The sequence below is a fragment of the Legionella sp. MW5194 genome (assembly GCF_016864235.1).
Taxonomy (GTDB): Bacteria; Pseudomonadota; Gammaproteobacteria; order Legionellales; family Legionellaceae; genus Legionella_C.
Genome location: NZ_CP045732.1, coordinates 2600036 through 2622937, shown reverse-complemented (window position 1 = coordinate 2622937; position 22902 = coordinate 2600036). Strand labels below are relative to the sequence as shown.

Sequence of the window (22902 nt, the reverse complement as noted above, 5' to 3'; positions counted from 1 at the left end):
TCTCTAAACAGGTATTGCCGCCGGGGCAGGCAATGGTGAAATGGAACGGGCATCCTTGCCGATACCGGGATGATGAAGCAGGAAGTGTTGTAAATCTTCCGGCGTTCCCAATCCCCACATGGCGTCCACTGCATAGGCTTTAAATTTCATGCCTTCCGCGATGCCTTCGTTATATACCGGCGCCACATAAAATTCATTATTGACGCGGATGTTCTTTGCGATCATCTGGCGGGCATGGCGAACATAGTCTTTGCCGCGGGTCCAATAATAAATGCCGACCGTGGCCTGATTGGAAATGACTTCCTTTTCCCGCAGTTGGGTAACATTGCCCAATTCATCCACTCGGATATAGCTCCACTTCGGGTGGGTGCTTTCAAACGTGAGTATACCACCATCGACATGCGGTGCGTTCATGGCATGGAAGAAGGCGCCGCTTTCCCATTCCACGTACTGATCCGAATTGGCAATCAACAATGGCGCGTCATTGTTAATGTAATCGGCAGCCAGCAGGGTACTGCAGCAGGCCCCCTCAGTAATGCCGTCGGTGATAAGGATGCGACAGCCAGGCGCAATGATTTTAAGCAATGACTCCAGGTGGTAAGTCTCATAATGATCGCGCCTGACAATAAAGATAAAATTGGCCTGAACATTGAGATTTTCGACTGCCAACTGGATCATCGGTTTATCGCCAATGCTGATAAGCGGCTTTGGAAAAGTAAAGCCGGCATTGACGAAACGGCTACCGGCACCGGACATGGGGATGACCACATTCAGGCTGTCATCATGCCATTTGGCCGATTGCACACGGCGTTGCATGTCCTGATAAATTTTGCTGATGCACACTTCCGCCGGGCTTTTCACCGCACAAAGGTTAGCGCCAGATGACAGCGCGGCAGTACGACCCACGTAGGAATCTTCAACAATCAGGGTTTCCTTGGGCAGTACTTTTTCCTTCATCATCGCAAGCCAATACATTTCCGGATGCGGCTTGGCGGACAAGACATCCTGATTGGAAATGAAATAATCCACGTATTGCATAAGTCCCATTTTCAGCAGGACCAGTTTGATGGTTTCACGAATGGAATTGGAGCAGACATAAATTTTTAAGCCATCCGCTTTAAGCCGTTGGAACAAGGCCGTGATTTGCGGATCAGGTGCAAGCATTTCATCAATGACCTGAAACGTGAGGGCTTGTTTTTTATGCCAGATGGATTGATGAAAGCTGACATCAAGCCCGCGTTGCTCGCTCAATAATTCCAGTTTGCGCTGCGTGCTTAAGCCGTCAAACAACTGCAGGTGATCTTTTTTACTGATGACATAACGCTCATCCACTTCAGCCAAAGCGCGATTTAAGGCGACAAAGTGATGCTCGCGGGAATCAACCAGCACGCCATCCAAATCAAAAATCACCAGTTTAATATTCATTCTTATTACTCCATTACGTCTTTTTGGCGTTGAAGGCAGGGAATCAGTTCCCGACAATGCTTCATTATTTGTTCATGTATTGGCGGCAGCGTCAGGTAGTCGCCGTAGAGTTGAGTGAGTATGGCTTCCGCCTGATTAATAATGTTGAATTCGGCAGATTCAAAGCGTGCCCGTTTTAAGGGGTAGATGGCCGTTAACGGCAGCAAATTGCTGTTCACGCAATCAAAGCCATAGCCTGAATAAGGGCTTTTGCTGGCATTGGCGCGGCGGATAATCCCCTGAAGCAGCGAATCAAGCCAGTGTTTGGGAATAAACTGACCGAGCAGTTCATAAAGGCGTGCATGCCCTCCCAGCGGCAGGGAACAGTATTTATGGCGGCTTAGGCGCACTGTTTTTTTGGCAAGCCATTTGTAGAGTTTTCGTTTAACCGGATTGGCGGGCATGCGATCATAAACAAACACATCGATGAATATCCCTTGCTGGTAGGGTTCATTCCCTCGTTCATGCCATTCAATGAAACGGCTGTCTTTATCGCGAATCTTTAACGGAACGGCAAGATTATAATAACCCGGGTCTGTCTGTGCGGTTTGCAGCCACAGGTGCTCAGGAAGCAGGCTGGGAGCCAGGCGCAGGAATTTTTCATAGCTTGCGCGGGGCATGGAAATGTCCATGTCGTCATCCCAGGGAATAAAGCCCTGATGGCGCACCGCACCCAGCAGCGTTCCCCCTTCCAGCCAGTAATCCAGTTCATGCTGCCTGCAAATGGCATCGACGACTTTTAGCATCTCGAGCATTTTTAATTGTGCCTGCCGCAATCGGCCATCCTGCTGAGCATTGTCAGCAGCAGAGAACGTGACCCCGGGTTGATGCAGCATGAAAGTTCCTTATTCGAGCAAAGAAAAGAGTATACCTGTTATCAGGATGTCTGGGTATAGAACCCGGTTACCGGCGTTGCTCAAGTGATTCGGTCAGCTGCCTTAATTCAGACGCCTTGTCACCAAATGGTTCAAGGGAGGCGAAGGCTAAGGAATAATGGTGTTTAATCAATGACTGCAACTCGGTTTTGCTGTGTAGAGCCGCGAACGTCATTTTCTCGTTTTCCAAATCGGAAGCCCGCCCCTTGCCATGGGTTTTTTCCGCATACTGATCCAGGTAATCATCCTGCATTTGAAAAACCAGACCCAGATGGGCTGCGAACTCACGAATGGCTTGAGCCGCGTCTGGCTTGACGTCCCTTGCAGCGGCAAGCGGCATGGTGGCGCAGGCAAGAATCAGTTGCCCGGTTTTGAGCGAATGGATAAAACGCAGACGTTGCTCATCGATCCCGGGCTGGCTTAACTCGCTTAGGTCAAGGCATTGGCCGCTGACCATGCCCGAGACGCCACTGGCTTTTGTCAGGGCATTCGCTACGGCAATCACTTGCGTGGCGGGCAGGTAAGCCGGCAGTTTATTCAAAAGAATTTCAACCGCCATGCCCTGCAGGCCATCGCCGGCCAGAATCGCGGTTGCTTCGTCAAAGGCTTTGTGGCAACTTGGTTTTCCGCGACGCATGTCATCATCATCCATGGCCGGTAAATCATCATGTATCAGCGAGTAAGCATGCGTCAACTCCACCGCGGCCGCCAGGATGTCCAGGCAGGCGAGGTCGATTTTCAGCAATTGACCAATAAGATAAACCAACACCGGCCGTAAACGTTTTCCGCCGGGAAACAGAGCATAGGTCATGGCCTCTTTCAGGCGCGGCGCCGCGATGTCATAGTCAGCCAGTAACTGTTTTAAGTAGTCATCATGCCGATGGGTGTGGCGTTCTATGATTTTATTGCTCATTAGCGGCATCATCGACAGAAATTAAATGGTGGCTGGTCAGCATTTCAATTTTCTGCTCAGCTTGAGTCAATACTTCCTGGCATTGACGAGCCAAAGCAATGCCTTTTTCAAATTGCTTAAGCGAGTCTTCCAGGGACAAGTCGCCTTTCTCAAGCTGCTGGACGATGGTTTCCAGCTCGCTGATTGATTGTTCAAACTGAACGGGTTGGGTCATGGCAAACCTCTTAGGCAAAAGAGGGAGTATAGCTTTTTAGTTTAAAGTTTCAACGGATTCTGTGAGAATCACCGGACTCACAACCCCCGTTTCCTGAAGCAGGTAGAAGATACTTTTTTTATAACAGGGTGCGTGAGCTGTAAAGCGCTGCGATTAGGCCGGATACTTAAACCAGGCTGGCAACACCTTGTTTAAGTACACCATGAATTTCCATAAGCCAACCTGCGATTCCACGCTGCCGTACGGATCCGCCTTGTGCTCAGGAAAGGCGATGCCTAAGCCGAACAGGCCGGGACCAATAATGCCAACATGGGGATTGTAGGGCGCTTGCTCGTAATCGCCGATAACTAAATTTTTTCGCCGTGAAAAGCCCACGGCATAAATCACCTGATTGCATTCGGGCAGGTAGCGGGCAATGTTGGGTTCGCTGGTGTTGTAGCGGACTAGGTTGGCAGGCAGGGTGCCGTCAATGTTTTCTCGGGCCCAGGCCGCTGTATCACCTTTAAGACCGGTGTTATCAAAAAGAATCCAGTCACCCATTTCCACGGCATAACGGCAGGGGGAGCGGTAAAAGTTAATGATTTTTTTAACACCCAGTTCCACCAGATGGCGCACGATAATAATGGCTGAGTGCGATGAGCCGAAAACGCCGTAAGTGTGTTCTCTGTTAACCGTGTTGGCGAGCTTGGGTTTATCAATGGCTGTCTCAAAGGGCATGACATCGACGCCCGCATGATTAAGACTCGAGGGTACAGCGCCCGTGGCGAGAATCACATTGTTTGCTTTAAAGGTGTCCTTGCCGCTGTCCAGCGACCAGGTTCGTCGGGTTAAGGCCATGGCATGAACAGTGGCTTTGACGCTATGTACATCGCGACGCAGGTGATCGCTAATCCATTGCAGCGGTTCAACAATGTGTTTCAGGGTACAGGTCGACTCCGGAGGCAATTGATTCAAGCGGAAGTCCGGTGCATCATTGTAGCGAAAAGAGGCGGCATCGTTTAAAAAATCAATGAATCGCTTAACGCTGGTATTGCTGGACACATTGCACCACAGTTGACCAAGATCACCCACGTTAAACTGGGGATCCAACCATAAAATACTGGCGGGTCGAATGCCGTGATCCAGCAATTTGCCGACTGCGGCAATGCCGGCAGGCCCGGCGCCAACGACAGCCCATTCAAAATGTGTCTTACTCATGGTTATTTTCCCGATGACCTGATTTGCTAATTTACACCACTTGAGAAAGAATACAAAAAATTTAACACGTTCAGGTTTCTTTAAAAACAATGAAAACAAAAACCCGATTTGTATGCAATCACTGTGGGGCGGTGTTCTCGCAATGGGCTGGGCAATGCACCCAGTGCGGTGTCTGGAACGGGGTAACGGAAGAAAGCGTCGCCTCAGGGGGACGCACCAGCAGACTGGGTCATTATGCTAATCAGCGTTCCGCCGTCACGGCCGTGGAGGAGGTGGTGATGCATACCGAAGTGCGTATGGATTGCGGTTTATCCGAATTGAATCGGGTCTTGGGCGGCGGACTGGTGGATGGTTCAGTGGTGTTAATCGGCGGCGATCCGGGCATTGGCAAATCCACTCTGCTTATTCAGACGCTGGCCAATTTGTCACAGGAACACAATGTCCTTTATGTGACCGGGGAAGAATCGCTGCAGCAGGTCGCCATGCGGGCACGGCGTTTGCAATTGCCTCTGGCCGGTTTACGTCTTCTGGCTGAAACCCAGGTGGAAACCATCATTGATCATGCGAGAAAGGAAATGCCCCGCATTCTGGTGGTGGATTCCGTGCAGACCATCTTTACTGATTCCATTACTTCCGCACCCGGGGGGGTAAGTCAGGTGCGCGAATCAGCAGCGCAACTGGTGCGTTTTGCCAAAATGACCAATACCGCTGTTTTTCTGGTTGGGCATGTGACAAAAGAGGGGGCATTGGCAGGGCCTCGGGTTCTGGAGCACATGGTTGATACTGTGCTTTATTTTGAGGGGCAGAGCGACAGCCGTTTCCGTGTGATCCGCGCCATTAAAAACCGTTTTGGCGCTGTCAATGAGCTGGGTATTTTTGCCATGACTGATCGCGGATTAAAAGAAGTGGCCAATCCCTCGGCCATTTTCTTATCCCGCCAACCGGAAACAACACCGGGCAGTGCGGTCATGGTTACCTGGGAGGGGTCGCGTCCCATGCTGGTGGAGGTTCAGGCACTGGTGGATGAGGCACATGGCCAACAGGCTAAACGCATCACTGCCGGCCTGGAACACAACCGCCTGGCCATTCTGCTGGCGGTGCTGCACCGTCATGGTGGCGTGGCGACTTTTGATCAGGATGTGTTTATTAATGTCGTCGGCGGGGTAAAGGTCACCGAAACCGGCAGTGATTTGGCCTTACTAGCGGCCGTGGTTTCCAGTTTACGCAACAAAGCGGTTGACCGGGAAACCATTGTTTTCGGCGAAGTGGGGTTAGCGGGTGAGATTAGGCCGGTGCAAAGCGGGCAGGAACGCCTGCGTGAGGCGGCGAAGCATGGGTTTAAGCGCGCCATCATTCCATTGGCTAACGCGCCAAAACAACCCCTGTCCATGGAAGTCATTGCCGTGAAACACCTGCAGGAAGTCCTGGCGCAGTTGTAATCGCTAACGCAGATCCGGTTAATGCTGATCGAAATAGTCGGCTGTTACCCCATAGATCGAACAGGCCAAGGTTTTGTTCGATTTATTTTCCCATTCTGGATTATTCAGAACATCAATGGCATTGTGATAACCGGTTTTTAAACGAAAATCGATGGCCGCGCGTGAGAAATTATAATCCTTAAACGAGTGCGAATAAGGGGTACCGCTGTAAATGATATGAACCACGCTGAAACGTTTGCTGTGCCCCAAATCCAAAATTTTTTTCACTTCGGGATCCTGTTTGACCGATTCGGGCAGTTTACGGCCCAGGTATTCAATGGCCGCCTGTAAATTCTGCCGGCTGGTGTACACGTTGGTTAAGCGCCGGGAGTGGCTGGCATAACGAATGTCTTTTTGCCGTTCTTCCAGTTGATCCATGGCTTGCGGCAAACGCCCCTTGAGACTGAAACAATCCACCACAAAGCAGAGAGTATCCTGTTCAGGCAGCGCATCAAGGACAGTCACTAACGGGGTGTTGGCATAAATACCGCCGTCCCAAAAATAATCCTCGCCAATTTTAATGGCAGGAAAACCCGGCGGCAGGGCGCCGCTGGCCATAACGTGCGCAGGCGTGATTTCCATCTTCTGGTTGTTGAAAAATTCCATTTCACCCGACGTAATGTTGACCGCGCCAAGACAGAGGGTTACTTTTTTATCATTGATGCGATCAAAATCAATGATCTTCTCCAGGGTGGCCTGCAACGGGCTCGTGTCGTAGTAGCTGAGATAGTCGGGGGTGTCTTTGGAGAGAAAATGGGGTGGAAACAAGCGGGGTGTAAAAAATCCTTCCAGTCCATGGAAAACGGAATGCCAGGCACCCATTTGATTGTACATGTGGTGGATGTATTCCACATCCTGAAAATTGACCAGACCGTCAAACCATAACTGGGGCACGATGGTTTCCCAGAATTCCATTAATTTGTCCACCTGCTGTTCTTTGGCATTTCCGGCAATGATGGCACTGTTAATGGCGCCAATGGAAACACCGGCAAGGAAATTGGGGCAGTAACCTCGCTCATGAATTGCTCGGAAGGCGCCGACTTGATAAGCGCCTAATGCGCCGCCGCCCTGAAATACACAGGCGATTCGTTCATAAGTCTGCTTGCTGCCTGTGGTTTTTTCAGGTTGGTTAATCAGGCAAAGCGCACGTTTATGATGGGGTGAGTGATTTTTTTTGCTATGCTTTCGCGCCATTGAGCCGCTCCCAACGTCTGTGATTGTAGAAGTATAGCTTCAGACTGCAAGAAGTGTACCGATTGGCGCGTAAAGCCTAGAAAGTAATGATGTGGTGCTTCAGCAAGGCCTCAATCAAAGCCTGTACAGGCAAACCCAGGATGGTGCTGTCGCTGCCTCTGACTTCACTGAATAACCATTTACCCAGACTTTCGTAATGATAGGCTCCGCAGCTTTGATAGGGTTGGTCTGCACGCAGGTACGCTTCGATGGTACGATCGCTTAGGTTGCGCATGGTTAAAAAGGCAACATCCTGAGCGGCCCAGAGAATTTGCCCTTCTTTGGCAAGGCAACAGGCGGAAATTTGTTGGTGTGTTTTGCCTCTTAACCGCCGCAACTGCGTGACAGCCGTCTCATGATTCCCCGGCTTGTCAAACGGTTTGTCCTTGAGGACGCAAAGCTGATCGGCGCCAATGACAAAATGTTCCGGATGATCTTCGCTCACCAGGAGGGCTTTGCTGGCGGCAAGCGTCGCTGCCAGTTCCTTATGGGATGCCTGCGGGGACAGCTTTTTGATTTGCTCTTCGTCGCAATGCGATGGAATAACAGAAAATTGCAATCCAAGCGATTGAAGCAATTGTTGCCGGGACATTGAAGACGATGCCAGGATTAAAGGTTGTTGTGTCAGAAATTCAGACATAGGCAGCCACCGAAGCCATGAGTAAAAACCCAATAATGACGAAGCTAAAATCGCGTAAATTGCAGCATCGCTCCACCATCACGCATTTTTCAAGGCCATGCAGGGTACCCAGATAGAGAAACGTGCCGGCCGAGGCGGCAATGAGGATGGGGTCAATCAGGGAGTTGGTTTCAACCCCATGGCCAAAGTACCAGCCAAAAAAAATACCCACCGGTGTCATCAGGCTGAAACTTAAAAAGAACAATAGACTTTTGTTAAATGTCAGCGAGCTTTTATTCAATTGCATGGCAATGGCGAAACTCTCGGCCCATTTATGGGTAATGATAGCCAAAAACAGCATAATCACAAATGAATTGTTGTGATTTAATCCTAAGGCAGCACCCAGCATGAGGGAATGAATGGATAACATGGCCCAGGCCAGAATGGCAAACGCGGGGTGATTGCTGTGATGGTGTTGATACAATTCTTTACCTAAATGTTCAAACCATAGGAAAAACAGAAACACAAGGCCGGCAATGATGTAAGCGAAGGGGTAATCAAAACCCATGGTATGGAACAGTAAATTGGCTTCCGGCAGCATGTGCATTAGCGCGGCTCCCAGGAAAATACCGGTAGCCAGGGTTTCGCCAATGGGAAAATCAATGTGATCTTCCTGACTTTTCCGTTTGAAAGGAAGCCAGCCGGCCAGCAGAATCACGACAAAGATTATCAGAGCAAAAAACAGCTTTAACGTTGTGCCTGCATCCATTGTAATACCATTCCTCTACTGGACTTAAACCGTATTGACGGGTTTTTGATTAAGGAAATGAATAATATTTTCACAGACAGTATTTAGCAAGCGTTTTCTTGCCGCAAGACTCGCCCAGGCGATGTGGGGCGTAATCAGGCAATTGCGAAGTGCCGTCAGCGGATTGTTCATTTCCGGTGGCTCCTGAGTTAACACATCCAGACAGGCCGCCGCCAAATGATTCTGCTTTAAGGCAAACGCCAGAGCCTGTTCATCGATTAAGCCGCCGCGGCCGGTATTGATAAGCAGGCTGCCTGCTTTCATCTTAAGCAAGGTTTCGCGGTTAATGACATGCCGTGTGTTCACTGTCAAGGGACAATGCAGGCTTAACACATCGCTTTGCTGAAGCAGCGTGTCAAAGTCCACCCAACGAACTGTCTCATCCTGAAAGGGGGTGGGCTTGTGGGCAATGACGCGCATACCAAACGCCTGTGCCACGGTCGCAAGACGTTGCGCCACCTTGCCATAACCGAGCGTCCCCAGTGTCATTCCTGCCAGTTCAGTAACCGGTTTAAGCCAGTAGGCAAAATACGGGTGTTGTTGCCATTCCCCCTGGGCCACCGAATGGGCGTGGCGTTCGACGCCATTCGTGTAAGCCAGCAGTAACGCCATAACATGCTGAGCGACACTGTCGGTGCTGTAATCGGGGACATTGGTGACGACAATGCCGCGTTCTTTGGCGGCCACCACATCAATGTTGTCGACTCCGGTTGCGGTTTCACCGATGTAACGCAGGCGTGGCAAGCGTTCAAAATGCCAGTCATTCAGTTTGACTTTGTTGGTGACGATCATCGTCGCATCCCGGGCGCGTTCAACAATCTCATCCTCTGCTGTTTTGTCATACACAGTCAGATTGCCGAGCGGAAGGAGCTGATCAAAATTTAATCCGTCGTTCATTAACGGTTTTGCGTCAAGAATAACAATTTCAGGCCGATTCATAGGCAATGACCTCGTGATAGAGCAATACTCTTATTTCTTTTATTTCAGGATGGTTGGCCAACGCGGCCCGCAGGGTGTCTGACAGAGTGGCTTGATCGAGGTTGGTTTTATCCACCATCAAGTCAATAATCAGACGGCCGTCCAGATAATGAAGCGTCCAGTCTTTAATGCCCGGATACGCCCGTTGCCAGGGGTTAAGGATTTCTTTTTCCAATTGCCGGCGATTACGCAGGTGCAGGGAGGGGCAGGAGATTTCATCGTCCTCGGGATCAATGTGTACAGTGACATCCTTCACGCGAGTCAATTGCTTCATCAGAGCATGATGCACGTGTTGGGCGATGTAATGGCCTTCGGATACGGAAATAAAGGGGTCAACCAGGACATGCACGTCAATGAATATGTCACCCCCCATCAGGCGGCTGCGCAACTGGTGAATTTTTTTAACTCCGTTGACGTGCTGAATGTTTTTTTCAATTTTAGCCAGCATTTCCGCATCGACGGCGGTGTCCACCAGTTCCTTGACGCTGTTCCAGCCATAGGCCATGCCCATTTTAATGATCATAAGGCCGACGATAATCGCTGCGACGGCGTCGAGGTAGGTTAATCCGCCCAGACTGCCGACCAAGCCCAGTGCGACGACAACGGAGGAGGCTGCATCGGAACGATGATGCCAGGCATTGGCGATAATTAGCGGTGAGTCAATCAATTTGCCAACATGACGGGTGTAGTGAAAAAGTAATTCATTGGCGAAAATGGAGAACAGCGCAATAATCAAGGCAATTTTTCCAGGGATGGCTTTATCAGGATGCATCAGTTCATTGACCGCGTCCCAGGCAATCCCTGCGCCAGCAAGAACCAGGAGCAGGGCTAATAAGAGTGTTGCCGCTGTCTCAATGCGTTGATGACCATAGGGATGGGTCGTATCGGCCCCAAGACTGCCGTATTTGGAGGCGAAAAGCACCATCATGTCGGTGATTAAATCGGACAGGGAATGAATGCCGTCCGCGACTAATGCATGCGAGTGAAACAGGGCGCCGCCAATCAATTTGATGATGCCAAGAAGGGCATTGATTAAGGCGCCAATCAAGGTTACCCGTTTAGCCTGCCAGTAACGATCATGATTGAGCATCATTTTTCCTTGTGCTGCCTACGGCAATTCCAACTGATAATATCCTGGGCAGTCGCCTAACGTATTTGATTATCAAGGTCTTCGACATCCTGTGCACAGGATTATCCACAGATTTTGTGGATAAAAACAAAGCCTGCCTTAAGTCAGAAAAGGCGAGAAAACCTTGCCCAGAATGAATCATGGAGGAAATAGTCAACGAGTAACCTGGAACGTTGTAAAAAAGGGCAGTAGAGTTATCCACAGGGATTGTATTTGGGTGGGGCATAGCATCAATTATATTAAACAAAGAAAAAATGAAAAAACAGTCTTGACTCGCATTTTTTTAAAATTTTTTGCAAGGTGGAATTAGGGTATGATTTCGTCATTCAGGCCAACGCCTGTTAATCAATACCAAGGAGAGACATGAAATCGGATATTGACTTGATTCATCAACTGAACGTCGATGCCCTTAATGAGGCAATCAAAACCCTTGATACGGTGACTTATGAGGCCGTTGCTGAACTCATTCCCCGGCTGTTGCAGGAAGGAAAATTGAACCTTGATCATTCCATTTATACGCCTGCTAATCCCGACGTGCTGGATGCACGTGGCATTGGCCGGTACATGCTGTACGATCATCCAGACGCTGATAATCCTTTCTCCATCTGGCTGTTTGCGCTTGCTCCGCGCCAGAAAACCACCATTCATGATCACCTTTATCGGGGCACGGTGACGGTACTCAGCGAGGCGGTGTCTGAAAAATATTACCAGCCGAGCGGTGAGGAAACCGCCTCGCTGACGGGGCGCAGTGATCGCTTTCGCTTCCATACCAATCACGATCAATTAAACGATGGTTTTGTCCATCAACTGAAACGCCGAAAAGCACTGGGAGCAGGCATCAGTTGTACCTTGCATATTTATGAAATGCCGGCCTACAAGGTCAGTATGGATGGTGAGAAAAACGATAACCGCAACTTGAAACGTATTTATGGCAAGGAAAAAACACCTAAAAGGACGCATCCGCCCTACATTGCGGAAGAGCCAGTTGAAGTAGGACGCTTTACACCCTGAGGAAACCTTAACCCTGCAAAAACTGTTCAAACTCCCCCAACCAGCGGCGAGCCACGGTTCGTGCTGTTTGGGGGGAGTGAGTAACGAGTTCTTTAGCCGCCTCAGCAATCATGGGCAACAGCGTTTTATCGCGGCTGAGATTAGCCAGTTTAAACACCTGATAACCGGCTTGGCGAGCCCCCAATATCTCACCGCCGCCGCGCAGTTCCAGATCTTTTTCCGCGATGAGAAAGCCATCTGTCGATGCCCGCATAATCCGTAAACGTTCCGAGCCCGTTGATGAAAGCGGTGATTGATAAAGCAGCAGGCAATGCGATTGGGCACTGCCGCGTCCGACACGGCCGCGGAGTTGATGCAGTTGCGACAACCCCAGGCGTTCTGCATTTTCTATGATCATCAAACTGGCATTTGGAACATCAACACCCACTTCAATGACGGTGGTGGCAACCAGCAAGTCAAGCTCGCCCTGTTTAAATGCCGCCATGGTTGCTTCTTTTTCAACCGGTTTCATGCGGCCATGGACCAGGCCGACGCGCACGTCGGGTAATTGCGCCTGCAAAACCGCTGCTGTTTCCGTGGCGGCCATGCATTGCAATTTTTCCGATTCTTCAATCAGGGTGCATACCCAGTACGCCTGACGGCCTTCGGCAATCGCCGACGCCAGCCGTGCAATCACAGCCGCACGTTTATCCTGACTAATGACGGCTGTTGTGACTGGCGTACGACCCGGGGGCAGTTCATCAATGACCGATAAATCAAGGTGGGCGAACTGGGTCATGGCCAATGTTCTTGGGATGGGCGTGGCCGTCATTAACAGTTGATGCGGGATGAGGTTTTGCTGCTGTCCTTTTTGCTGCAATAACAAGCGTTGTTCCACCCCGAAGCGATGCTGTTCATCAATAATTACCAGGCCCAGGCGGGCAAACGCCACCTCCTCCTGAAAAAGCGCGTGAGTGCCAATGACAACACCGCATTGATGTTGCGCCAATTGGGCTAAGGCCTCACGGCGCTGGCTGCTTTTCATGCTTCCGGTTAACTGCACGCAGGCAATACCCAGGGGGGCAAACCAGGTACGCAGAGTATTGGCATGCTGCTCACTTAAAAGCTCCGTTGGTGCCATAAAAGCCACCTGATAGCCCGCGTCAATCGCGGCAAGCGCTGCTAAAGCGGCAACGACGGTCTTACCCGAGCCGACATCACCCTGAACCAGACGAAGCATGGGGCGCGGCTGGCTTAAATCGCTTTGAATGTCGTCTACGACCCGCCATTGCGCCTGAGTAAGGGTAAACGGTAAGGTGTTGAGAAACTGTGGCACTCGGCCTTCTCGCGGGGCAATGACCGGAGCAGTCAGAGTACTGCGATGAAGTCTCGCAAACTGCATGCTGACGCGTTGCGCCAGGAGTTCATCAAAAATCAGCCGCTTCAGGGCAGGGTGGGAACCGTCCTGCAGGGTTTCAATGGAAATATCCGGCGGCGGGCGATGCAGCAAGGGCATGGCCTTATCAAACGAGGGAAGCTGATAGCGCGCCAACTCGTCATCCGACATCCATTCCAGTGCTTTTAATTCGTCCTCACAGGCCAGCAATGCCGTCTCGGCCAATTGACGCAGACGCGATTGACTTAAGCCCTGGGTGGCGGGATAAATGGGTGTTAAATGTTCTTCTACCGTAAAGTCATCCTCGCTTTTAAGCAACTGGTACTCCGGGTGAATCATTTCATGTTGAGTGCCAACCAGGCGGATCTCACCAAAGGCGCGCAGCCATGGGCTTTCATTCAGGGCTTTTATCTGTTGTTTATTAAAGTGAAAAAAACGCAGACGCAACAGGCCGGTCTTGTCTTCAACATAACAATACAGCATCATCTTTTTGCCGTATTTGATTTCTGTTTTACAAACTCGCCCGGCTATGACACAGTAATCATTTAAGCGCACATCCTGGATTGGCGTAATACGCGTTCTGTCCTGATAACGAAAAGGCAGATGGAAAAGCAAATCCGCGACGGTATGAATACCGCAGCGCGCCAGTTTGGCGGCCAGGGCAGGTCCTATGCCGGCTAAGGTTTGACAGGATTGTGAGAGCAAGGGTTGATTCGTCATAATAAGGACAAATCATAACAGGAATGTACCCGGGGAGTGTAGCTCTTTCGGTGAGGAACCCAAGCAATGAACCGTGCAATTACTTTTGCTGCCATACTTGTCTCAGTCTGGATTGTCGGCTACCTGCTTATTGTCGGGCGCAGTCTCCTTATTCCCCTGGTGATTGCCATTTTTATCTGGCACCTGCTTAACACCGTCAATAATTTTATTCAGAATGCACGACTCTGGCGCGGCCGTTGCCCGGGCTGGCTAAGCCGGATTTTATCCATTCTGGTGGTGCTGCTGCTCGGTAAGATCCTCGTTGACATCATTACCAATAATGTCAACGATGTGATTGAAGCCTCGTCGCGCTACCAGGACAACCTGCAGAATATCTTTAGACGAATTGATCAGCAGTTCAATGTCAAAATGATGGTCAATCTGGATGCCTTCATTAAAGGGATCAGTGTGCAGGGTTTTTTGGTGAATGTTTACGGTGTTTTCAGTACCCTGATGGGTTCAGCGGTGCTGATTGCCCTCTATGTCGCGTTTTTATTTGTCGAACAACATTATTTCAATCAAAAACTGGCTGCCATTCTGTCGCAGAATAATCATCGCGAACTGGTGAATAACATTATCTCGCACATTGTCAAAGACACCCAAACGTATTTGGGATTAAAAACCCTGCTCAGTATTATCACCGCGGTTGCCAGTTGGATTATTATGAAGCTGGTAGGGCTTGATTTTGCCGAATTCTGGGCACTGCTTATTTTTTTCCTTAATTTCATTCCCAATATTGGCGCTATCATTGCGACGGCCTTTCCCGCGCTCTTAGCCCTCATCCAGTTCGACAGCTGGGTGCCGTTTGTGATCATTACGTCAGGGATAGTCACCATTCAATTCATTATCGGTAATCTTGTTGAACCCCGCTTCTTAAGTAAATCGCTGAACTTAAGTCCTTTGGTTATCCTCTTTGCCTTAGCGCTCTGGGGCGCCATCTGGGGCATCCTGGGCATGTTTCTTTCTGTGCCCATTACCGTGATGATGATGATTATCTTTGCTCATTTTGAAACCACAAGGCCTTTGGCCGTCATGCTGTCACAGGATGGATATATCCAGAAAGCCTACGCGAAACTGGCCTAATGGTATTTTAAGGTGTCTTCCCCCTTGAAGAGGGGGAAGTAAATCGGAGTCGCCAAACCTCAATGCGGTTGAGTGATGGCTTCAATCCTTTCTTTACAGTTCTCTTGAAAGCTGGCGGTATTCAGGCAACGTGGCTACCGCTAAAAATTCATTTAAAGCGTCGATAATTGTTTGTTGAAGTTCCCCATGCTCCGGAAATACGGCGGTAGGCGCTTCGTGCAAATAGGGCGCTCCGGTTTTTAACTGGCTGTCATCCACCGTTTGCGGATGGCTTTCAATGTAGTGATTTGACGATTCAATGTAGCGATTAACAAAATCATAAGCCGTCACATTGTCTGATGCTACGACTGATTTTAATTTATATAAATCCAGTTCATGCGGATTGACATGCTCATCATTGCCGAATTTTTCGGTATCCAGGGCCATGATGGCGTGCTTATCAAGCCATTGGCGGTGCGGTTCATAATCACCATACTCAGAATTGGCACTTTCTTCCTGCTGCTTCGCGAGTTTATGAACCTTGGTACCCATTCTAGCCTTGAGCCGAATGGTCTGATCGTTCACGCGGCTCATGTAGACTTTATAGGGACTGGTGGCAAGAAATAATTTACCCGGTTTGGTTTGCCAGCCGGTGTATTCCAGTAATTTCTTAACGGTATCCTTAAGCAGGGATAATGGAGGATAAAGGTAAGTAACGAGCGCGCTCATCGATTTAAAGGAGTTGCTGTTAATTCGTCGCAACTGGATGTGCAGGTGTTTTTCGAAATGAGCATTCACTTCTTCTGCGACGGCCGCACCCATGCAGTTACCCTGCAGAATAATCTTGTCTGGATGAATCCCTTCTTTTAAAAGAGCATTGACCTGGGCGATGCCGGCATTAACCAAATCGTTGAACTCCAGCACATGGCCTGTACTTGAATTCATTCCGGGGGGATTAAAGGCATGGATGGTGGCCCCTGTGGCGTGAGCCTGCAGGGCCATGTCTCTAAAATTACACTCGTAATATTCCAGGCGGCCGAAAAAATTGACAATGTGCTGTCCCTCACCGGATTTTACCTTCGGCTTTTCTGGTGCAAGGCGAATGGAGTCGAGCTTGCAGGGATTTTTTCTGTAATCGACACAATCAACCCATTGTCTTTGAACCGCCAAACCCTGAAATACGTCATGATAAGGGGCCTTGGGATTGAGGCTTTGGCTATCAAGAAAATCCGCAAACGCACTCAACTTGCCTTTACCATACCCTTTCTCTTTGTACCAATCCTTGTGAGTGGTAGGGAATAATACGGTGGCAAGTAGTGTTTGAATTTTTCTTTTAAATGAACTGGTCATCTTACATCCAAAATTTACTCGTTTGGTTCATTATAAAGACTGAACATTAAGCAAAAATTAAATGTAGTCTGATAAAATAATTAATTTTTTTCAGACCTTCTTAAGCCTTGGTATTTCCAGGGTTAATGGGCTATCCATAGCTGCATGCCAAGAAAACCCAAGGTTAACAGAATAGCCACGATGGGTATCCCTATGGGCACGGAAAAAGAAGACGGTTTTTGCCGGTTGCCGAGCTTAATTCTAATCAGGGAGGCATGGACCAGCATGAAGACGCACAGGATAATGGTGCTGGTTAATTTAGCGAGGGTCGCAATGGGCAAGGCATAGGCAAACAACAGAATCATTGCCACCACTAGAACCGTCGCATACACGGGCGTGTGCGTTTTTTCATACACCTGTGCGAAAACAGCCGGTGCATTATCCTGTTTGGCCATACCATAAATAAGTCGTGATGCCATGATGATTTGTACAAGAATGCCATTCATGATGGCGATGAGTGCGATGAGGGTAAAAAGCAGTGGAGAGTGACCCTGGTAGGTGATGATGTCGATAAGCGGCATGTGGCTTTGCGTCAGAAGCTGGGTGGGTAAGGTGATAATGACCACGGTTGCCACCAGCAGGTAGAGAAGCATTGCCCCACCCAAGGCAATAAAAATACCGGCGGGCAGAGTTTTTTCAGGGTTAATGGTTTCCTCCGAGGTATTGACCATGTCTTCAAAGCCAATGTAGGCATAAAAAGCAATGAATGCGCCGATAAGAATGCCCTGCATGGAGGATGGCCATGTCCAATGGCTGTTTCCCAATGCTGCAAAGGCATGGCGGCCATAAAAAATAATCAATAGCAAGCCGCCGATTTCAATCAGGGTCATGACCATGATCACCGTGGCAGACTCGCGAATGCCCCACAGGGTCAGTGCCCCCAGTAGCAGCACAAGCACGGTGACACTGAGGAGGGGAGGAGCCGGCAGCAACAAAACAAAATAACTGGCGAATCCCAGGGCGATGGTGGCGGCAGACGTGACGCCGGTTAATACTACCAGCCATCCGACCAAACCGGATAACCAGGCTTTCTTAAACGCCTGCCGCACATAGAGGGCCGATCCGGCGCTGTGGGGAAAACGGGCGCTTAACTCCGCGTAAGAGAATGCAGTGAACAATGCGAGAATGGAGGCGATAATGAATGAAACTGGCGTAAAATTTCCTGCTTCTTTGGCCACTTCGCCGATTAGCGCATAAATCCCCGCGCCAAGAATGGTTCCCAAACCATAAAAAGAAACCAGAGTCAGTGATAATGTTCGTTTCAAAGCCATGAGCATTCCTTACGTCGATGGGCAAACACCAGAAGTATTGAATAATAGGATAATGTTCAGGAGAAAATGTCAATCACTGTTGATTGCCCGGGCTAGAGCGAGTGCTCCGAAATCCTTGTTTGTGGGCGCATTTTGCCGCGCAAGGAAAAATTCAATTCTTAATAAATCCTTAATAAAGCCACGCTAAAATCATTTTTTTTTTAAAGACAACCCATGCCTTACATCTCACTCAGTATGCTCATGGATGAGACCCAAAAAACGGAAGGTTGGCAATTAAACGTCGCGATGGATCCCATGGCGTTAACCCCCGGTAGTGATTGCGACAAACGGGAAGTGATTTCGGCCATTCTTAAACGAATGACTAAAAAATACCGTGTTGACGCTCAGCTCTTTGTGTTTGAGGAAAAACCCCGGGAACCGTATGATGAGGGGCCCCAAGGCCGCACGCTGGAAGGGCTTCAGCGTGGTAAGGAAATTGTCTTGAGCTTGCCGAACCAGGATAAAGCGTTCACTAACCTGACCTATGAACGTATGGTGCTGGAGCTCTGGTCTGAGCTCCAGAAAGCCAGTGTCCCTTTGCAAGCGCGTTTTGTTCCCGGCACCTACGTCATTTCAGGCCCCGATAAACTACCCACCCCGTTTTCAGTGAGCAGAAATACCGCAGGGAAGGGCAATGAGCGGCATGGCGAACTCTTTCAAGAAGCAATTCCCATGCTTGTGCCCTACCCGCTGACCACTTTAAAACTGACGCAATCTGCCCTCGCGATTTACCACCTGAACGTGAATGCTCAGACGGCGGCACAAAGCGAGCGCGCATCATTCGCGAGTGAGCACTTAAAGGCCAGACGTCAATTGGCCAATGATTTTAAAACATTACAACAAACCCGCGGGCCAAGAGCAAAATCCCTTCACGCCATTCTTCACAGCGAGCGTCTGGCTACCTATATCCAGCGATGTCAGGAGGACATCCATAACAAACTGGATTCCGAAGAAGAGGTGTTAACCCTCTATCCTGATGTCAAACGCCTGTTGATAGAGTATCCTCATGTGGCCGATAATGATTTTTCCCTTCACCCGGCTATCCTTGAGTTGCGAACGAAACGCTTGTCCGCTTTGCAGATAAGGGAATGTCTTAAGCAATTAAAGGACGACTATCCGGCTGAGCTTGCGGCCATTCAAGCGGATTATCGCCAACACGCCAAGGGCAATAACAAAAGCGCGCGTGCGATGGCTACCGATTGGTCTTTCTATTTTCCTGATGGCGGCGATGACGAAATAACCCAATTGATTGAGTATTTCCCTGCGGCCATGCAGAGTCTGTATCGCCGGGTTGTCTGGCTGGAGCGGGAAAGACTGAGCCATGAGCTGTTTAAAAAACAATGGCTTACGCGTCATTATTCCAGTCCCGAGCCGTACAGGCAGTTATCACAATTGGCTGAAGCCATTCAGCAATTGAGGCGTGACGGCGAAGTGAACCCTTCGGTTATTGAGCGCTTTTTAGCACTGCATGAGAAGATAGAAGGCGAGTTATTTGCCCATCCACCCGCTAACCCCGCGGCAACGGCTTTTCCCATCGTGCTCAATCACTTTACCGACTTAGCCCGTTGCCTTCATTTAAAACCAAGACTGTCGCGTGAGGAAATCAGTCAGTTTGCCGGTCAGCTGGATGAGGATTTATCGGCTAAGCGCCTGAGTATCGGCCTGCGCGTGTGCATCGCGGCTTGCATTGGTGCCCTGCTTGGACTGGTGATAGGCTTTGCTCTGGGTGCCGCGCTCACGTGGTGGGGCGGCGGATTTGGCGCCATACCTGCCGCGATTGCCGGCATGACTCTGGCGGAAGGCCTGATGATCGGGGGCATGGGGCTTGCGGCAGGGGTCGAGTTGGGTGCGGCTGCAGCGGCCATCGGTTTCTTCAGTGCCAAAGCGCAGGAAGAGTCTGAAAAATTAATCACTGGGGAAAAGCGACGCAATAAAGAAGCATTGCTTACTGAAATGGATGGCGTCATCATCGCAATCGATGAGCAGGAAAAACCGTTTCAGGAGCCGCGGCAGTCAGACCACCGGGTGGTGGTATTTCAGTAGATTAGGTGTTTTCGCGGGCATAAATAAAAGCCTGGCTGTGATCCCCATACCAGATTTGCTCTTCGCTTAATGTGGTTTCAATGAATTCAATGGGAGCGCCGCATTCGTCGATCATGGCCACTTTAAATCCGGGAATGGGTTCATAGGGTTTAAGAATCACGCATCGTCCTTTAATCGCCTCGTTTAAATCAGGGACTTTAAACGCCACATGGGGCTTTGTCTGAATGAGAGGATGAAGGGGGCAACCCGGTTCAAAGCGATGGTATTGGATACGGTATTCGCTGTCTTCACCGCCGCTTGTGTACATTTTGAAACGCTCGCTGTACCGTTCCCCGGGGCGAGGGAGGGTGGTGGGAATACCCATGTGATGGTATTCATGGCTTGTGGTTTTAACCATGCTGTTTTCTCCAAATTCCGACTTGCTATCCTACCACATTTGGTACAGTTGTGCCCCCAGTGTTTCTGTTGATTGGGCTTTGCAACTGTTAGGAAAAAGCGCATAATAGCTGCTTTTTGACGAAAGAATTGAGCGCAATGAAAGAGACCGTGGAAAATTGGCTGGCATCGGCCATCGCAACATTAAAAACCGCAGCGGTTATTCCAGCTGAGTTGAATGTGGAAATCAGGATTGAGCGCACCAAAGACGCTGATCATGGTGATTTTGCGACCAATCTGGCAATGATGCTGGCGAAACCTTGCCGCCAATCACCCCGGCAACTGGCCGAATTAATTATTGCTCACCTGCCGAAAGCGCCTGCCCTTGAGCGGGTTGAAATTGCAGGCCCGGGCTTTATCAATTTCTTCCTGAAAAGCGACACCTTATCGCAGGTGATTGCTGAGATTCTCAAGCAGGGTGAAGCGTACGGTTCCAGCGATTTGGGGCAGGGTAAAAAAGTGCTGATTGAATTCGTGTCAGCCAATCCCACCGGACCTTTGCATGTGGGCCATGGCCGTGGTGCGGCATTTGGCGCCACGCTGGCGAACCTGCTGACTGTCGCCGGATATGACGTCAGCCGCGAATACTATGTTAATGACGCGGGGCGCCAGATGAATATTCTTGCGGTCAGCGTCTGGTTGCGCTATTTAAGTCTTGCCGGCGAAAGCATCGTTTTTCCTGCGAATGGTTACCGCGGGGAGTATGTCAATGAAATTGCCGAGCAGGCGCTCGGTGACTATGGCATGACCTATCGCCAGGCGTGGTCTCAGGTGAGCCAGGGCCTCCCCCCGGATGAGCCCGAGGGCGGCGACAAAGAAAGTTACATTGATGCCATCATTGACCGCGCACGGGAATTAATCGGTGTTGAGGGGTTTAAGCATTTCCATCAATTGGCCTTGAATTCGGTGTTGTGCGACATTAAAAGTGATCTGGCTGAATTCGGAGTGCGTTTTGACTGCTGGTTCTCCGAGCAATCCCTGCTCGATGACGGCGCAATCAATAAGGGCATTGAGGCGCTGAAAGCGGGTGGTCATACTTACCTGCAGGATGGGGCTTTGTGGTTTAAAGCCACAGCTTTTGGTGATGAAAAGGACAGGGTACTCATCCGGGCCAATGGTCAAACCACCTATTTTGCCTCCGACGTCGCTTACCATTGGAATAAGTACGATCGTGGTTTCGATCGCGTCATTGATATTTTTGGTGCGGATCATCACGGCTACGTGACCCGTGTCCGCGCCGCCGTGAATGCCTTAGGCCATGATGAAGATGCCTTAAATGTCCTGCTGGTACAGTTTGCCATCCTTTATCGCGGTGGCGAACGGGTGCAGATGTCGACCCGCAGCGGTTCCTTTGTTACCCTGCGTGAATTGCGTGATGAAGTCGGCAATGACGCGGCGCGCTTTTTCTATGTCATGCGCAAACCGGAACAACACATGGATTTTGATCTGGATTTGGCCAAATCGCAATCCAGCGACAACCCGGTGTATTACATTCAATACGCGCACGCCCGCATCAGCAGCGTATTACGGCAGTTGCGCGAACGTGGTTTAAGCTGGGATGAAGCCATGGGCTTAAGCCATGTCAATGTCCTGAAAGAAACCCATGAGCAGGCGTTGATGACAATGATAGGCCGCTACCCGGAGGTCATCAAGGCCGCTGCCGGCAGTTGTGAGCCGCATCAGGTGGCCTACTACCTGCGTGAACTTGCCAATAACCTGCACAGTTATTACAATGCGGTGCAATTATTATGCGAAGACGAGGTGCAACGCGCTGCACGGCTTTGTTTATTAAAGGCGGTCCGTCAGGTGTTGCGTAATGGTTTACATTTGTTGGGTGTCTCAAGCCCTGAGAGCATGTGATGGCAAGGGATTATGGTAGAAAAGGAACTAATTCGAGACACAAAAGCAGTGCTCCCCGTCAATTCCTGTGGATTATTGCCTCTTTTTTAAGCGGTTATCTGGCGGCTACGGTGTTCGACGTGACCAGTTTATCCAACTGGATCAACAAAAACGTCCTTGCAGAACAGGAAAAGACGGCTGCCCCAGCGCCAGCAGTGGTTAAACACGACGAGCGGCCCAAACCCAAATTTGAATTTTATACCTTGCTATCCAGGGACAACAGTGCCCCGGTCATTAATCACTCCAACACAACCGCTTCTGCCCAACCCAAACCCATGCCCACTCCGGGAACACCGCCGACCCAGACGGCTGCCGGTCAATCCGTAGGTCAGGCCGCGGTACATGCAGGCCAGCCTGCCGTGGCTGTGGTGGAAAGCAAACCCGTACTGGATGCCAAACCTGCCGCGCCAATGGCGCAGACTCATGAATCCTATCTGGTGCAGGTGGCGGCATTCAATCGACGTCAGGATGCCGAACGCCTCAAAGCATTATTGGTATTGAAAGGCTTTGATGTTTCCATTACCACTGTTGTACAAAATAGAACCAATTGGTTTAGGGTGATTATCGGTCCTTTTCATTCCCGTTCAGAAGCTGAAAAAGCCCAGACCGATGTAGCGCGCACGGAACGCATTAAGGGAATCATTCGCAAATTCAACGTCTAGGCCACCCAACGTCTGGATTAAAAATAAAAATAACAACATTCCGGGGTTA

Annotated in this window: 20 protein-coding genes; 6 read left to right on the top strand and 14 right to left on the bottom strand. The window is 49.9% G+C overall.

Translation table 11 applies throughout. The features are described 5' to 3' along the window. Positions 1-3: 3 nt before the first annotated feature. The 5 genes from GH742_RS12050 to GH742_RS12030 all read right to left on the bottom strand — a co-directional run bounded on the left by GH742_RS12050 (position 4) and on the right by GH742_RS12030 (position 4663). Positions 4-1425 carry an HAD-IA family hydrolase gene (locus tag GH742_RS12050; RefSeq protein WP_203455174.1) on the bottom strand — a complete coding sequence of 474 codons (1422 nt, stop codon included), beginning with the start codon at positions 1423-1425 and terminating at the stop codon, positions 4-6. A gap of 5 nt (positions 1426-1430) precedes the next feature. Next, positions 1431-2300, bottom strand: coding sequence for a phosphorylcholine transferase LicD (locus tag GH742_RS12045; protein ID WP_203455173.1), 870 nt, complete (start codon positions 2298-2300; stop codon positions 1431-1433). A gap of 67 nt (positions 2301-2367) precedes the next feature. Then, positions 2368-3252, bottom strand: a complete 885-nt coding sequence (locus GH742_RS12040; RefSeq protein WP_203455172.1) for a polyprenyl synthetase family protein — start codon at positions 3250-3252, stop codon at positions 2368-2370. After that, positions 3242-3466 carry an exodeoxyribonuclease VII small subunit gene (locus tag GH742_RS12035; protein ID WP_203455171.1) on the bottom strand — a complete coding sequence of 75 codons (225 nt, stop codon included), beginning with the start codon at positions 3464-3466 and terminating at the stop codon, positions 3242-3244. Before GH742_RS12035 ends, GH742_RS12040 begins: the two co-directional genes overlap by 11 nt. Before the next feature lie 153 nt (positions 3467-3619). Next, positions 3620-4663 carry an FAD-dependent oxidoreductase gene (locus GH742_RS12030; protein ID WP_203455170.1) on the bottom strand — a complete coding sequence of 348 codons (1044 nt, stop codon included), beginning with the start codon at positions 4661-4663 and terminating at the stop codon, positions 3620-3622. Positions 4664-4752: 89 nt separating this feature from the next. Between GH742_RS12030 and radA the strand changes: the two genes are divergently transcribed. Next, positions 4753-6102 (top strand): DNA repair protein RadA, encoded by a 1350-nt coding sequence (radA, locus tag GH742_RS12025; RefSeq protein ID WP_203455169.1) that lies wholly within the window; start codon positions 4753-4755, stop codon positions 6100-6102. An 18-nt stretch (positions 6103-6120) separates the two neighbouring features. Here the strand turns inward: radA and GH742_RS12020 are convergent, their stop codons facing one another. From GH742_RS12020 to GH742_RS12000, 5 genes are all read right to left on the bottom strand, one after another. Continuing rightward, positions 6121-7335 carry a patatin-like phospholipase family protein gene (locus tag GH742_RS12020; RefSeq protein WP_203455168.1) on the bottom strand — a complete coding sequence of 405 codons (1215 nt, stop codon included), beginning with the start codon at positions 7333-7335 and terminating at the stop codon, positions 6121-6123. Positions 7336-7411: 76 nt separating this feature from the next. Next, complete coding sequence (locus tag GH742_RS12015) at positions 7412-8014, bottom strand: nucleoside triphosphate pyrophosphatase (RefSeq protein WP_203455167.1); 603 nt, start codon at positions 8012-8014, stop codon at positions 7412-7414. After that, a complete protein-coding gene (locus tag GH742_RS12010; protein ID WP_203455166.1) occupies positions 8007-8762 on the bottom strand; it encodes a ZIP family metal transporter in 756 nt (251 codons plus the stop codon). The genes GH742_RS12015 and GH742_RS12010 overlap by 8 nt, the downstream gene beginning before the upstream one ends. A 24-nt stretch (positions 8763-8786) precedes the next feature. Next, the gene (locus tag GH742_RS12005; protein ID WP_203455165.1) at positions 8787-9698 is read right to left on the bottom strand and encodes a D-2-hydroxyacid dehydrogenase; all 912 of its coding nucleotides are present in this window, start codon (positions 9696-9698) and stop codon (positions 8787-8789) included. A 28-nt stretch (positions 9699-9726) separates the two neighbouring features. Next, positions 9727-10869 carry a cation diffusion facilitator family transporter gene (locus tag GH742_RS12000; RefSeq protein WP_203456936.1) on the bottom strand — a complete coding sequence of 381 codons (1143 nt, stop codon included), beginning with the start codon at positions 10867-10869 and terminating at the stop codon, positions 9727-9729. Positions 10870-11271: 402 nt separating this feature from the next. On the opposite strand from GH742_RS12000, the gene GH742_RS11995 reads away from it, so the two are divergent. Beyond that, positions 11272-11919, top strand: a complete 648-nt coding sequence (locus GH742_RS11995; RefSeq protein ID WP_203455164.1) for a cysteine dioxygenase — start codon at positions 11272-11274, stop codon at positions 11917-11919. A gap of 7 nt (positions 11920-11926) precedes the next feature. On the opposite strand, the gene recG is transcribed toward GH742_RS11995, so the two are convergent. Further along, positions 11927-13999 carry an ATP-dependent DNA helicase RecG gene (recG, locus tag GH742_RS11990; protein ID WP_203456935.1) on the bottom strand — a complete coding sequence of 691 codons (2073 nt, stop codon included), beginning with the start codon at positions 13997-13999 and terminating at the stop codon, positions 11927-11929. An 81-nt stretch (positions 14000-14080) separates the two neighbouring features. On the opposite strand from recG, the gene GH742_RS11985 reads away from it, so the two are divergent. Further along, positions 14081-15136, top strand: coding sequence for an AI-2E family transporter (locus GH742_RS11985; protein ID WP_203455163.1), 1056 nt, complete (start codon positions 14081-14083; stop codon positions 15134-15136). Positions 15137-15229: 93 nt separating this feature from the next. Here GH742_RS11985 and sdbB read toward each other — a convergent pair whose 3' ends face one another. Together sdbB and GH742_RS11975 are read right to left on the bottom strand one after the other, a co-directional pair. Then, a complete protein-coding gene (sdbB, locus tag GH742_RS11980) occupies positions 15230-16465 on the bottom strand; it encodes a Dot/Icm T4SS effector alpha/beta hydrolase (protein ID WP_203455162.1) in 1236 nt (411 codons plus the stop codon). A 122-nt stretch (positions 16466-16587) separates the two neighbouring features. After that, positions 16588-17775: an APC family permease gene (locus GH742_RS11975; protein ID WP_203455161.1), complete on the bottom strand. Its 1188-nt coding sequence runs from the start codon at positions 17773-17775 to the stop codon at positions 16588-16590. Between the two features lie 213 nt (positions 17776-17988). On the opposite strand from GH742_RS11975, the gene GH742_RS11970 reads away from it, so the two are divergent. Then, positions 17989-19857: a hypothetical protein gene (locus GH742_RS11970; RefSeq protein WP_203455160.1), complete on the top strand. Its 1869-nt coding sequence runs from the start codon at positions 17989-17991 to the stop codon at positions 19855-19857. Position 19858: 1 nt separating this feature from the next. On the opposite strand, the gene GH742_RS11965 is transcribed toward GH742_RS11970, so the two are convergent. Further along, a complete protein-coding gene (locus tag GH742_RS11965) occupies positions 19859-20254 on the bottom strand; it encodes a hypothetical protein (protein WP_203455159.1) in 396 nt (131 codons plus the stop codon). Between the two features lie 137 nt (positions 20255-20391). Here GH742_RS11965 and argS point away from each other — a divergent pair, with 137 nt between their 5' ends. After that, the gene (gene argS / locus GH742_RS11960; protein WP_203455158.1) at positions 20392-22152 is read left to right on the top strand and encodes an arginine--tRNA ligase; all 1761 of its coding nucleotides are present in this window, start codon (positions 20392-20394) and stop codon (positions 22150-22152) included. Beyond that, on the top strand, positions 22152-22853 hold the full coding sequence (locus tag GH742_RS11955) for an SPOR domain-containing protein (RefSeq protein WP_203455157.1): 702 nt from the start codon (positions 22152-22154) through the stop codon (positions 22851-22853). Before argS ends, GH742_RS11955 begins: the two co-directional genes overlap by 1 nt. The last annotated feature ends 49 nt before the right edge of the window (positions 22854-22902 follow it).